Here is a 14,667-nt window from a genome sequence, read left to right as displayed (position 1 = left end):
AAAATTAAATCGAGACAAAGATATATTAGAATAACTATTTACTAGCTATCTTGATCCCAAAACTTGTTTAAGACTTCCGATTTGGTTGGTCCAAAGCATTTTTCCTTCTTCAATTTCATCTTCTTCAGCAAAATCTGTAATCATTAAAGAGACATCTTTTGTGATTTCATCGACCTGAATTCTGATTTCAAAATAATAAGACGCACCATCTTCATCGTCTTCTACCCATCTAAACTTAATACGTTCTCCTGTTTTCTTACTTAATAATTTGGCTTGCTCTTCTGAGCCATCCCAAATAAAAGTAAAGAATTCTCCACGAGAATTAACGTTGTCTGAAAACCATTCAGATAAGCCCGAAGGTGTTGATATATATGTATATAGTAGTGCTGGTGATGCTTGGATCACAAACTCCATTTCAAATTTTACTTTATCGTCCATAAATGCATTGTATTATGTGCTCAATATATACATTTTATGGCTGAGATTTGAAGATTAAATTAAAATTATTTTTTTTAGTTTTTATTGTTTGCTGTGATAGAATTTGTTTTTATATTTGCAGCCGCAATTACGCACAAGGTTTTGAAATTAATATTGTAAAACAAATGCAAGGTAATTGAAAATGGCGAGGTAGCTCAGTTGGTTAGAGCGTTGGATTCATAACCCAGAGGTCACGAGTTCAAATCTCGTTCTCGCTACAAGAGTAAAAGTCTAGCACGAAAGTGCTGGACTTTTTTATGCCTTGCACTGAAGTGCGCTTAAACGTGCAAAAGCTTAAAAAAAGCTCTTAACAGTAGCATATAAATTTTGATTAGAAATAAAAAAACCTTCAATCTAAAGACTGAAGGTTTTAACCTTAAAAAATTAATAAAATGTTTAGACTCTAAAAGCCTTGTTTTATCTAGCCGTTAAATTAAAAGAAACGGTTAGCATATTTCCTGATCCAGAATAACGCTCTGCGTAAATCTCTATATAATCATCTTGTTCTAATTCTACTGTACCAATAACCGGTAAAGCTAAAATTCCAGAACCTGTGTAATAGCCATAAACTTTAGTTTCTGGAATAACCACACCATTTTTAGCAATATATAGAATCAATATAAAATTAGAAGATGATTGATAAGACACAGAACTAGCTACTTGAAAATACCTGGTTTTATGTCCTTTATAGATAATCTTATTGTCACCATCTCTAGTAAAACGAAGTAAATTATTAGATGTCGTGGTTCCTGCAACTTTAATTCTAGATGCTGTACTTGTACCCGAAAAAGTTGTTAATTCTCCACTACCTACTGCTTTATCTAAATTAATATCTCCTGTAGCTACTGCGTCACTTTCTAAAGGAATCCCTGGAGAATCTACAGTCCAATCTGCACTAAAATAATAACCATCGTATGATCCTGTACTATAGCCATTAATATATCCTGAAGCATTTGATGTTGTACCAGAAAACACGGTTCCTGTTAAAACGGCTTCACCTACATTAAGACTTGGATCACTAACGTCTAAGGCTACATCTGAACCATTTACAGTACTAAAACCACTCGCTTTTTCTATAAACCCGAAGTTGCCAGTAAAAGTTTCAAAAGTTCCTTCATTACTGCTTAACCATCCTTGGGTATTTAATAATAAATTTCCAATGTTTGAAAACGTAATACCATCTGCATTGTTTATATACTGATTAATATTACCAAAGTATAAGCCTATACCAGAAATAGAACCCACACTTGTAGTCATTCCGTCTACAATAAGATTTTGAACAATAAGGGACGAACTAGATGCTATACCTGGACCTGTAATATTAAAAGCTTTTGCGCCTTTTAAAGTTAGGTTTCTAATACTTCCGCCTGTATTGCCTTCAAAAATAACACCAGATGAAGTCAGTATATCTTCACCGACATCTTGTCCGGAGATATAGGCATTATTTAGGTTAATAGGATTTGTTAATACTATAGTCCCATTTATTTCATACAATGTATTTGTATCTAATAAATAACTAGAACCACCAGCTGCTAATTCTGGCGCTAAATCCGCTTCAGATTTTATTAATTTATAGTTATCTCGTTTAACACTTGTATTGTTTGCTAATTCAATCCATGAAGTTGATGCTGTATTATAATAGAAAAAAGCAGCTTCATCTGTATCGAAAACCATAAGGCTTTCTGCAGGACTAGCAATTGCTGTACGTTCTAAGGTTGTCATTCTTGGAGCTAACAATCCTTGTGATGTTGAACTTAAATCTAATAAAGACGACGCGTCTGGAGATTCTGTACCGATACCTACTTGTGCGTAGGATAATCCGGTAACTAATAGGCTAAATACTAATAATTTAAAATGTCTCATAGGTTAGGGTATTGAGAGGTTAATAAAAATTTGGAATGGCAATGAATATCATGCATCCTGATAATAACTTTTACATTATCATCATTACTTATAAATTTAAAATGTGTGATTTTTTATTGAAGAATTACTTTAGTAGTACGTTCTTGCGCTTCATTTTTTAACTTAACGACGTAGATTCCGCTGCTTAGGTTATTGGCTTCAATTGTATTTGAATTAGAGCCTTCCTTTAGAAATGTCGTTGAAATTAAACGTCCTTGAATGTCGTAAATTGAAACATGCGAATCTGCTAAAAGCAATCCATTGATATAGACGGTTTGCTCGCTTGCTTTAATTTGTAAACTCTCCTTGTGCAAGTCATCCATAGAGAGTGACTGAATTCCTATTCTAAGATAAAAACGTCCAGTACCATCAATATTTGCATTAGGTGTTATACTGTAATCGTTGGTATTTAATAATGTGAATGTATTTGTGAGGTTATCCTCTAAATACACATCATACATATCTGATAATGAACTATTTTCTATACTAAAAGTAACTTCTTCTCCTTGATTAGCTTTTAGACCCAAAGGAATAACAACATCATTCTGGCTATCAAAACCAAGACTTTGTATGGACATACTGCGACCAAGATTATTTTCTACTAAATGAGAATACAATACTAAATTGTTATTAAAACCATCAAAAAGTGCGGCATCATATCCTGGATCTAATCCAAGGGTAGAATTCTCATTGAAGTAAATTTCTGTGGCATATGTTGTTGAAGTATTTTCAACTTGCAAACGCAACATTTCATTTTGGCTGGCATTTCTTCCTAAAATAAAATCGTCGGTACCTGTTAAAGTTCGCATTGCCGTTGTAAAACTTATTTGACCAGTAGCATTACTAGGGTTATTTGCTACTAAAAACCCTTGACCAGGAGAAATGTTTACACTGCTATTCGTTAAGTTATTAATAACTGTAAAATTCCCAAAAGAACCTGGACCAACACTAACATTAGTACCACTATTATAACCGTAAATTGCAGTTGCATCTGGATCTAAAACCGCTGAGTTTTGAGATAAAAACTGAAGGGAATTTATATATGTTGGGTAAGGATTACCTACCAAATTCCATCGGTTGGTATCCGTAGTAATATCTACCGTTTCCGTTACTGTAGATACTGTACCTGTAAAGCGTACTGTTTGCCCAGTGTAACTTGCAGCTCTATAACCAGCACCTCTTTTAAGTTCTATACTAGCATCTGTTGCTGTGTTATAATTTATATAATTCTGCGTGGTATTACTATAAGGTCCAAAAGCATAAAGCGTTGTCACTGAAGGTGAACTCGGAATGACCAAAGCATTGGCAGTTGTACCATCTGTGTAGTTTAAAAAATCACTCACCGTAACAGTTCCTGAGGCCTTTACTGGCATGGAGATTAAATCGTTGCCACCATTTTGCCCCGAAGAACCGATGACATTCACATAGCGATCGTAATTAACGATGAGTGACGCATCTAAGTCCTCATTGAGATATAATGTGGAAAAACGATTAGAGGTTGATTTTAAATTGATTTGTTCAGCAGAAACGGTTGTCGCTGACGACACGTAGACTGATGTACCTGCACTAACGTGCATTGTACTTGTTAGATCTTGAGCATTGGTGCTTACACCAAAAACCAGCGCTAACAGCGTAGGGTAAATGATTTTCATGTTTAATAAGATTAGGGATTCGCAAGTAACGTATTAATTCCTAACTATCAGATATTTATTTTAAAATTTCGATGAATTAATAGTGTATTCTTTCGATTAAAAACAAACGTATTTGTAGGATAATTCAAAAGTTAATTTTGTAAGCTACATCATTAAAATTAGCTTAAAAGCTTATTACCATTTCAATGATAAAATTTGAATAACATTGTGCGATTAATACCCTAAAAATTTATAAAAACGAGGACTAACCTTACCATTGAAATTAAATATAATTTTAAGAATTATTTCGATAAATTAGAATTTTTAGCGCGCTGAAACAAAAATAATAGGAAACTTGATTTTGTAATAAAATACATACAAAAATAAAATAAATCACTTGTGTTATTTTCTTACATAAATTATCGTCATTTCGTCAATTTTAGTGATTTCAACCACGATTTAAGTTTTAACGTCAGTGTAATTATGAAATATATTAGAAAAATTAGACGGTTTTAAGTCGTTTTTTAAGAGGTGATTATACTTTTTTTACTCAAAAATGAGTTCAAATTACTAAAACGTGAATTCGTATATACTGAATATCTCTTAATTAAGCATTTCATTTTTTTGAGTGCCTATTCTGTAACAGCGTTCAGTTCCCAAATAAAGCGGATTTCCATGTTTCTCTGACCAAAAGCCATCCAACACATCTTTCGTCATGCATTTATAAACAACAACACCTTTATAAGTTTCAGTGTTATCACCTTTATAATTAAAGTTAATCACCAAAATGTTATCTTTAAAAAAGCCTGTTCCAAATTGCGCCTGGCTATTATTAATAAGCCATTTTGCATTAATTCTGTTGTTCTGGTCTATAGAAAGTTCTAATATACCTTTATAAGCTATGCCTTCTTCATCTTGGTTCCTTCCTGTGATGTTGAAACTACCAACCAATTCATTTATAATCATGGATATTTAATCTGTTTGGTACAAAGCTAGCAGATATTATAGCTTCTAAATAAAAAGGACATATCTATTTTTAGAATCTTAGCTCAATACAGATCTCAACTATACATAATACCACTACCCTATACTCGTAATCTTATAAAAATTGAAGAAGTAATTACTTATATAAACATAAATAAATCCTCATCATTAGAAAACGACTTAGTTATTAAAGTGCTAGCTTTAGTATTCTGATTCTTTTGCGTCTTTTTTGCTTGGCCAAATTTAAATTGCTGTAGTTTGTTTTTTAATTCTTCTAATGATTTCATAGCACATGTATTTTATTGTTACTAAAGATACGATGGAAAAACCCTAATTGGATTTTGTAATAATGCTAAAAAAACCTTAAAACCAAAGACTTAGCATTCTCTTAACAATTCAGTAAAATTTTGGTAACCTTAACTAACTTAGCCCATATTAATGCTTTTTTTAACCAATCTTTTTGCTGAGGCTTATGTAAATTCAAAAGGAATAAATGGTCATATACTTTCTAATTTCCAACCACTAGACCAATTAATATATCGAAATCATGGTAACAAAGCACAGTAATTTCATATTATAGTGTATTTCATCGGATTTATTTGCTTTTTAAAGATAATTAATGTACGTTTGTCGAAGAAATTAGTCCCAAACTAAATTTAACCTACATGATCAGCACGGTCAATATTTTGAAGCGCGCATTATTTTGCTCGTTTATAGTTTTTAGCTACTGTATATCAGCACAAACAACACTAACTACAGACAACTTTAGTTCTGGTTGGGGAAACTGGAATGATGGTGGTTCTAATGCCTTTTTATCTAACTCCACTCCAATTGGCTCAGGTAAAGGTGTTAAACTCCAATATGATTCTGGAAGTAACTCTTCGACTTACTCAAATAGTATTAACCTAACACCTTACGGTACAGCTTCTATAGCTTTCGACTTTAGGTTTAATAACTTCTGGTGGCATCAGCATTATTTTGTAGAATATTCTAACAATGGTGGTTCAAGTTGGACACAAATAGGATATTATCAATTTCCTGATTACGATAATTACATCAATTATTCTGCACATATATTAATAGATAATAGTACCTATTCGTTTTCTGCAAATTCAAAATTTAGAATCCGAACGAACTCTGCTTGGCGAGAAATGTACATTGATAATATTGTTATTACTGGTTATCCCAGTACACCAGAAATAAATGTTAGCGGATCTTCTAACGATATTGCAGATGGCAGCACTTCTGCACAAACTTTAAACGGCACCGATTTTGGCTCTGTTGCAGTTAATACAACAATCACTAAAGCGTTTACAATTAAAAACTCTGGTAATTCTACTTTATCTATTTCGGGCATAAGTCTGAGTAACACAACTGATTTTTCCATAGTTGGAACGCCATACTCAACCAACATATCCGCAAACGGAACAACAACGTTTTCAATTAAGTTTAACTCTATATCTTCTGGTATTTCTGCAACTACAGTAACTATCAACAATAATGATGCCGACGAGAATCCATTTACTTTTAAACTGCAAGCCGAAGCAACAATCAATTTCTTTGATAGTGATGGTGATGGCATTTTAGACAATGATGATAGCGATGATGATAATGATGGAATTCCAGATTTTGAAGAAGAATTAGCCTGTAAAAATTCTAATATATCAGTTTCTACAAACTATAAGTTCCTTAAAGAAACTTTCGGTGCAGGAAATAGAACACAAATTAATACAACTTACGATGCACTCACTACCTATTGCTATGAAGACGGTTCTGGCAGTTGTGACGGCAACGCTGATCTTGGCGACGGAAAATACACTGTATATTATAAAGCAGCTGATGGTGATGGACATAATGATACACCAAACGAAGAGGTTGCCTCTTGGGCTGATCAATATTGGTATACAGGAGAAGATCACACACCAGGCGACACAAATGGTAGAATGGCAATGTTTAATGCAGCCATAGATCCAGGTGTTTTTTATACTGCAAGTATTGTTGGCGCATTACCTAATGTACCGGTTACTTATAGTTTTTGGGTTTTAAATTTAGATACCACATCAGCCCCAGGAATTAATGGGAGGTTACGACCACAAATTAAAGTTGAGTTTAGAGATTTAGACAATAATCTACTTGCTGCTATTACCACAGGCGACATTCCACCTTCTATAAATGGTAATCCTGCAGCTAGCTGGCATAATTTCACGGCTAATCTTACTTTTCCTGTGAGTGAATTTAATGTATTCTTTTATAACAATCAATTAGGAGGATTTGGAAACGATTTAGCGATAGATGATATAGATATTACACAAACCTTATGTGATACTGATAACGATGGTATTGCTAATGTTTTTGATTTAGACAGTGATAATGATGGAATACCTGATGCTGTTGAAGCCGGTTATGGTTCATTCACTAATGGCTCTGGTGTTATTTCAACAATGGTAGATACTAATAACAATGGTATGCATGATGCTACAGAAAGTGCAACTCCCTTAGATTCTGATAATGATGGTGTACCTAATTATCTCGATTTAGATAGTGATAATGACAGTATTTTTGATGTGGACGAATCTGGAGCAGGAAATTCTGCTGATGCAAATTTTCAAAATGGTGATGGTGATATTGATGGTGATGGTGTAGGTGATGGGCCAGATACTGATGCTGTAAGAGAAAAAGATTTTAACTCTGATGGTGTATTAGAATACTTTGCGGATGGAATTTTAGATATCTATGACTATAATAATGGCTCAGATATGTCTGCAGGTTATGGCAACTCAAATCAAGGTACTGATTTTGCATCTTATGTTATAGATACTGATAACGATGGTTTACCAGATTATATAGATACCTATAACAATGTAACTAGTACCTTTGATATCGCAAATACACTTTACGCTAGTTTAGACACCAATAATGATGGTATAATTGACGGTAATTCCGATACGGATGGTGATGGGTTATTGGATAATTTCGATACAGACCACACGCTATTTGGCTCTCCTAGAGATTTAGATGGAAAACTTCAACTCTATTTTGATGGTAGAAATGATTACATCCAAGATGAACCTTTAATAAGCAATTGGCAAGAAAGTTCATTAATGGGATGGATAAAAATTGATCCTTCGGGAATTGGTAATCAGGTGATATTTGGTCAGAATAACTTTTACTTTAGGCTACTCGGCAACAAGCGCTTATTGGTTAGAGCAAACTCAACTAATTTGTTTTACACCGTACCCTTACCTACTGATAAATGGGTTCATATTGCTGCGACTTACAGTAGCATCACAGAAAACCTTAACATTTATGTTAATGGAGAAAACGTTAGAAGCCGATCAGTAACGGGTAATCTGAATACAGACACAACACCTTTTTATATTGGGAGAAGAGACCATAATACAACTCCTTGGTTTTTTAAAGGTCATATAGACGAAGTGAGACTTTTTAACAAAGCTCTTTCTGATAATGAAATTCAAAAAATTGTTTATCAAGAAATAGAATCTAATGGTACTAACATAATTGGTAAGGTAATTCCAAGAGAGGTAACAAACTTTATTGACAAAGACCATATCATTCCTTTAGCATGGTCTAATCTTATAAAATATTACCGTTTAGACAATATTAAAGGTGCTATTACAGACAATTTAACCACATCATCTATTGATACTGGTGTAGGAGCCCAACTATTTAATATTAAACAAATTGATACTCAATCTGCACCAATGCCGTTTATTACACAGCAAGTTGGCAATCTCGCAGATGCTGTTACTATAGCTTCCGATGGTATTGATGGAGAAGATGCAATAGCTTATGATTGGTCTATTATAAAAGTGCAGCACAATGACGTTACTTTTAATAACAGACAAAAGCATTTAGGGTTAATTATAGACGAAAAGGATGCGAGCAATAATCCTATAGAATACAATGTCACTAACGATTCTGAGCTTAATGTATCTTGGTATTTAAAACTCGATGGTTTTATTGACCTTGAAGGCGAATCTCAACTTATACAAGGAGAAGATAGTATGTTTGATGACACAAGTAAAGGTAAAATTGAACGTGATCAGCAAGGCACCTCAGATACATATACCTACAATTATTGGTCATCGCCCGTAAAACGTCAAAACTCTACAGCATTAAATTTTAGAATTACCGACGTTATGCTAGATGGTACCAATGCAGAAGCGCCAGCAGCGATTAACTTTTCATCCTCTGGATATGATGGTGCAGCAACAAGCCCTATTAAAATTGCAGATTATTGGATATGGAAATTTGCTAACCACACAAGTGGTGATTATTCTTCTTGGCAACACGTCAGAAAAACAGGAAAAATATATCCTGGAGAAGGTTTTACAATGAAAGGTCCAGGTTCTGGTTCTATTACAACTCCTCAAAACTATGTTTTTTCTGGTCAACCTAACAATGGAGACATTAATCTTACTTTGGCTGCAAATAACGATTATTTGGTAGGAAACCCTTACCCATCAGCTATTGATGCAGACAAATTTATAAGTGACAATGGTCTAGAACTAAGTTTTGACGATACAACAATGTCAGATGGTTCTCCATTAATTAGTGGAACACTTTATTTCTGGGAACATTGGGGAGGCGGTTCTCATCTTTCTCAAGAATACCAAGGTGGTTATGCTACTTACAATTATTCAGGTGCTGTTGCTGCCGCTTATAAAGCAGATAATCATCCTGATATTGCTTCAGGTGGCACACCTACAAAAAAACCAGGTCGTTATATTCCTGTAGGTCAAGGTTTCTTTGTTATTGGAGAAAATTCAGGAACCATTAATTTCAACAATGGTCAACGTATATTCAAAAAAGAAAATAGCACTTCTGTTTTTATGAGAAGTGAACTTACAAATACAACCCCAAGTATTGGAGGAACTGATGGTGATATTGAAGAGGAAGATCTTAGAATGAAATTTAGAATAGGCTTCAACTCTGTAAACACCATAAAACGCCAGTTATTATTAACTATTGACGAGAATGCAACTCAAGATGTCGATTGGGCTTATGATGGTTTATTAAACGAAGATCAGGTTGATGATATGTACTGGACAATTAATGACCAAGCCTTCATTATACAAGGAAGTAATAATGCCGAAACCTCTGCCATTTATCCATTAGGAATTAAAACAAATACAGCTGGCACAAATACTATAAACATAGACGAACTAGAAAATGTACCAAATGATTTTAATGTGTATTTACATGATAATGAATTAGAAATTTATCACGATTTAAGAGCTAGTAATTACGACGTCATCTTATCTGCAGGTGAACATCTAAACCGTTTTGAAATTACTTTTGATACTGCGGCTGATGCTTTAGGTATTGAAGATAACATTGCAACAAGTATTGATATCTTGTACTCCAATAGCATTGACAAAATCGTGATTGTTAATCCTAATTACACAGCTATTAAGTCATTCACTTTATATAACATGCTAGGACAATCGGTTTATACAAATGATGATATTCCCCTAAATGACTATTCAGAATACGAAATAAAAAATATCAGTTTTGGAACTTACTTTATTAAACTTAAAACCAAAACTGGTTCTTTAGTAACTAAAAAAATTATAATAGAATAATAAATTGTTTTATACCGAATAAATGCTAAAATGAGTCTTACATAATTCAAATAATATTTTGCCTGTAAAACAATAAAGTTCAAGCACAGCCTTTGCCACAGCTTTATTTTAGAACACAAGTAAAATAAAATCAGATTATAGACTTATTGTTTATTTTGTATAAGTTAGTTGGTAAGAAAGTCTCAATTGTAAAACAATTGAGACTTTCTTTATTTTAATAGGTTAGTCAGTTCAGGCAGCGCAACTGTATTTTGCTCTCCAGTAGTCATGTTTTTTAATGTAAAAACACCCGAATTTAATTCCTCTTCACCAACTAAAACTACAAACGGAATGTTACGACGGTTCGCATAATTCATTTGTTTTTTCTTTTGTTTACCTGAAATTGCGGCATCTGGAAATAGCTCTGCTTTAATACCATCTTCTCTCAATTGCGTTACAGCTCCTAAACTGTACATAGCTTCTTTATCGCCAAAATTAATAAACAATACTTTTGTAGAATCTGTAATAGTATCCGGAAACAAATTCAATTCTTCTAACACTAAATAAATACGATCTAAACCAAAACTAATACCTACACCACTCATATCCTTAAGGCCAAAAATTCCAGTAAGATCATCGTAACGACCTCCTCCTCCAATGGATCCCATTTTCACGCCTTCTGGTGCAGAGACTTCAAAAATAGCACCTGTATAATAATTTAAACCTCTTGCTAAAGTAACATCGAGTTGTAGCGTTGCTGTTTTTAGTTTTAAGCTTGAAATAGCTGTGTTTATAAATTCTAATTCTTCAATTCCTTTTAATCCAATTTCAGAAGTACTTAAAATAGATTTTAAACTTTCTATTTGATTTCCAAAATCACCTTTCAGCGTAAACAAAGGTTGAAGTTTAGAAATACCATCTTCAGAAATACCTTTACCTCGCATTTCTTCTTTTACCTTCTCCTCGCCTATTTTATCTAACTTATCTAAAGCAACAGTGAAATCAATCAATTTATCTTGTGCTCCTATGACTTCAGCAATACCAGATAGGATTTTACGGTTATTGATTTTAATAGTAACGCCTTTTAATTTTAAAGCTGAAAATACGGCATCATAAAGTTGAACAAATTCTACTTCTTGAAACAAAGATTTAGAACCTACCACATCTGCATCACATTGAAAAAACTCTCTAAACCTTCCTTTTTGCGGACGGTCTGCTCTCCAAACGGGCTGTATTTGATAACGTTTAAACGGAAATTCTATATCGTTTTGATTTTGCACAACGTAACGTGCGAAAGGTACTGTAAGGTCGTAACGTAATGCTTTTTCTGAAATCTTACCAGCTGCTTTTGAAGAATTTAATAAATCTAAATGATTTATATAAATTTTGTAAAAGGATAAATAAATACCTCGTTTAAATTCTATCTGATTCGAAAATGATTCAACTGTATCAATATTTTTATTCTCATTAAAAAAATTAAGAATGGTATCTTCTCTTTCAATAAAAAAGTCCTTTAATATTTTCTTTTCAACAATATCAATTTCTTTATATAAAGCAAGAATACTTTCTAAAAACTCATCATAACTCAAATTCTCTTCACCCTTTATAAATGACTCCAATGAATCTATAATTTCTGAAAAATAAATATTTATGATAGCTGAATTAGCTACACTATTTTTTAAGTCTTTCAAATAATCTCCACTATTTAAAATTTTAAATATCAAGCGATCACCTTCATCTCCATATTTTCCCATTAAGGTATCCGAGTTCTCAAAACTTGGTGTTTCTATAGGTTGAAATCCAAAAATTTGAAATTGTTCTTTTATGGTTTCCATAATATAAGAACGTTTTGCTACGTCTCCTGCGTTAAAATCTCTTGTACCTTTTGGGATGCTTGGTTTTTGTGCCATAATATGCCCTGCAAAAGCAGGAATCTATTTTAGTGAAACTATAATCTTTTTGTCACTTTTAGCGCAGTCAAATTGATTTTTTAAGTATTTATTACCAATACTTTTCGACTGCGCTCAAAGTGACAGCGCTTTAAAATCAATCACAAAAATATTATATTTTTCAGAGGTCTGACTAAGATAATTGGATTTTATAGTAACTTTATACGGATTAAGTAGTCTTATACGTAAAACAACCCAACTAACGCGACAAAAAAACTATGTTTTCATTAGCTAGAGAGAATATTAGAATTGCCTTCGACTCTATTAAAGGTCAATTATTACGTACTATTTTAACGGTTTTAATCATCGCGATTGGTATAATGGCGTTGGTAGGGATTTTGAGTGGTGTTTCTGCATTAGAGAATACAATTACAAGTAATTTTTCTTCAATGGGTTCTAATACGTTTAATTTTCAGCGTTACGAATTCACCAATCAACGTCAAAGTAGTAGAGAACGACAAAAAATAAATCCGGTTATAAATTACAGAAATGTTAAGGATTTTGAAGATAATTATGATTTCCCCTTTACTAAAGTAGCAGTCTCATTTTTTGGAACCTATGCTGCTGAGGTTAAATACGACAATGAAAAAACAGATCCAGAAGTTGCTGTTTTAGGTGCCAATGAATATTACATTGAAAATTCTGGTTTAGAAATTGAAAATGGTCGCTCACTAAATGTATTTGATGTAGAAAACAGTAATACCGTTTGTGTGATTGGTAGCGATTTACAAAAGGCATTGTTTACCGAAGAAAATCCAATTAATAAAACCATAAGTATTAGGGGTTCTAAATTTAAAGTCATTGGTGTTTTAAAAGAAAAAGGATCTACGTTTGGAAATAATCAAGATTTAAGAGTGATTATGCCTATTCAGAAAGCGCGTTCCATTTTTACAAATCCCAATATAAATTATAGTTTGAGTGTAAAAGTAGATAAGACTGATATGCTCGAAGCTGCACAACAAGAAGCAATTTTAACCTTTAGAAATATTAGAGGTCTTAACCCAGTTGAAGACAACGATTTTGGCATTGAACGTAGTGATGATTTACTAAATAGAGTCGCAGAAAATACTTCCGCACTTTATCTTGCCGCATGGATTATTAGCATAATTACCATATTTGGATCTACAATTGCTTTAATGAATATTATGCTTGTTTCTGTTAGTGAACGTACTAGAGAAATTGGTGTTAGAAAAGCTCTGGGAGCCAAAAGCAAAACAATTGCATTTCAGTTTTTTATGGAAACTATTATCATTGGACAACTTGGTGGTATTTTAGGAATAATTCTCGGTGTTTTAATAGGTTGGGCAGTTGCCAACGGTTTTGAACTAGAATTTTCTACACCTTGGGTTGCAATGATTTGGGCAACGAGTATTGCATTTATTGTTGCTGTAGTTTCTGGTTTATATCCAGCGACTAAAGCTGCTAAATTAGATCCTATTGAGAGTTTACGTTATGAGTAGAATTCCTGCGAAGACAGAAATCTTATAACTATTGTAGAGAGTTTTATAAAGTTTAATCTATTTATAACACCCTTAAAGTCCCCTCAAAAGTGGACAATACTCAATACTAATTGCTCAAAAACAGAACTTTACCTTAATTCTTTTTCTCTTTTTTCTAAAATCTAAAGACTATATCTTACAGAATCTTTTACCCCTTTACCAAATTAGCAAAATAATTAAACAACTCTCCTTTTGTAATATTCGCACCAGACTGAATCATTTTAAAAATATCTAAATACTTATCGTCAGAATAGTCTTTTTTCGCATTAAAAAATTCAACTGAATCAGATAATAGATTATCTCTTAACCAATTAAATCCCTCTTTAGTTGTAAAATCTACACGCTCATTATCAATTCTTAACGCAATTAAACGCATGTTCTTTTCATTACATTGAAACAAGTGAATTTGTTGTGGAGAAATGTGCTCTAAAAATTCAACTTTTTGTAAAACTCCTAACCAAACTAAGTCGCTAAAAACATCTAGCTCTTGTTCTGCTGTTTCTGGTTTATTCTTCTTTATTTCTTCCCACTCATCACCTGTTATTGATTGGGTTGCTAAAAAGTTGATGAATTCTTGGTGTAATTCTTCAAATTGTTCTTTTGTTAATCTTGAATATTTCATTTCAACATTGTTTTGTCG

Annotated in this window: 9 protein-coding genes and 1 tRNA gene; 3 read left to right on the top strand and 7 right to left on the bottom strand. The window is 32.9% G+C overall.

Annotated features, from left to right (window positions below; genetic code table 11):
* Positions 1-45 precede the first annotated feature (45 nt).
* The gene (locus Q0807_RS05820) at positions 46-438 is read right to left on the bottom strand and encodes an START-like domain-containing protein (RefSeq protein ID WP_299107447.1); all 393 of its coding nucleotides are present in this window, start codon (positions 436-438) and stop codon (positions 46-48) included.
* A 183-nt stretch (positions 439-621) separates the two neighbouring features.
* On the opposite strand from Q0807_RS05820, the gene Q0807_RS05815 reads away from it, so the two are divergent.
* Positions 622-695, top strand: a tRNA-Met gene (locus Q0807_RS05815).
* A gap of 199 nt (positions 696-894) precedes the next feature.
* Here Q0807_RS05815 and Q0807_RS05810 read toward each other — a convergent pair.
* The 4 genes from Q0807_RS05810 to Q0807_RS05795 all read right to left on the bottom strand — a co-directional run bounded on the left by Q0807_RS05810 (position 895) and on the right by Q0807_RS05795 (position 5,281).
* Positions 895-2,340, bottom strand: a complete 1,446-nt coding sequence (locus Q0807_RS05810; RefSeq protein WP_299107445.1) for a hypothetical protein — start codon at positions 2,338-2,340, stop codon at positions 895-897.
* 113 nt (positions 2,341-2,453) lie between these two features.
* The gene (locus Q0807_RS05805) at positions 2,454-4,031 is read right to left on the bottom strand and encodes a T9SS type A sorting domain-containing protein (RefSeq protein WP_299107443.1); all 1,578 of its coding nucleotides are present in this window, start codon (positions 4,029-4,031) and stop codon (positions 2,454-2,456) included.
* A gap of 582 nt (positions 4,032-4,613) precedes the next feature.
* The gene (locus Q0807_RS05800; RefSeq protein ID WP_299107440.1) at positions 4,614-4,976 is read right to left on the bottom strand and encodes a hypothetical protein; all 363 of its coding nucleotides are present in this window, start codon (positions 4,974-4,976) and stop codon (positions 4,614-4,616) included.
* A gap of 158 nt (positions 4,977-5,134) precedes the next feature.
* The gene (locus Q0807_RS05795) at positions 5,135-5,281 is read right to left on the bottom strand and encodes a hypothetical protein (RefSeq protein ID WP_299107438.1); all 147 of its coding nucleotides are present in this window, start codon (positions 5,279-5,281) and stop codon (positions 5,135-5,137) included.
* Positions 5,282-5,659: 378 nt separating this feature from the next.
* On the opposite strand from Q0807_RS05795, the gene Q0807_RS05790 reads away from it, so the two are divergent.
* Positions 5,660-10,600: a LamG-like jellyroll fold domain-containing protein gene (locus Q0807_RS05790; RefSeq protein ID WP_299107436.1), complete on the top strand. Its 4,941-nt coding sequence runs from the start codon at positions 5,660-5,662 to the stop codon at positions 10,598-10,600.
* A 209-nt stretch (positions 10,601-10,809) separates the two neighbouring features.
* Here Q0807_RS05790 and hisS read toward each other — a convergent pair whose 3' ends face one another.
* A complete protein-coding gene (hisS, locus tag Q0807_RS05785) occupies positions 10,810-12,489 on the bottom strand; it encodes a histidine--tRNA ligase (protein ID WP_299107434.1) in 1,680 nt (559 codons plus the stop codon).
* 257 nt (positions 12,490-12,746) lie between these two features.
* Between hisS and Q0807_RS05780 the strand changes: the two genes are divergently transcribed.
* A complete protein-coding gene (locus tag Q0807_RS05780; RefSeq protein WP_299107432.1) occupies positions 12,747-13,988 on the top strand; it encodes an ABC transporter permease in 1,242 nt (413 codons plus the stop codon).
* A gap of 187 nt (positions 13,989-14,175) precedes the next feature.
* Here Q0807_RS05780 and Q0807_RS05775 read toward each other — a convergent pair whose 3' ends face one another.
* A complete protein-coding gene (locus Q0807_RS05775) occupies positions 14,176-14,649 on the bottom strand; it encodes a DUF6495 family protein (protein WP_299107430.1) in 474 nt (157 codons plus the stop codon).
* Between the last annotated feature and the right edge of the window lie 18 nt (positions 14,650-14,667).

It is taken from the genome of uncultured Winogradskyella sp., assembly GCF_947495255.1.
In the GTDB taxonomy this organism is placed as follows: domain Bacteria; phylum Bacteroidota; class Bacteroidia; order Flavobacteriales; family Flavobacteriaceae; genus Winogradskyella.
Note: the sequence above shows the minus strand (reverse complement) of the source record. Positions and strands in the feature narration are given on the sequence as shown.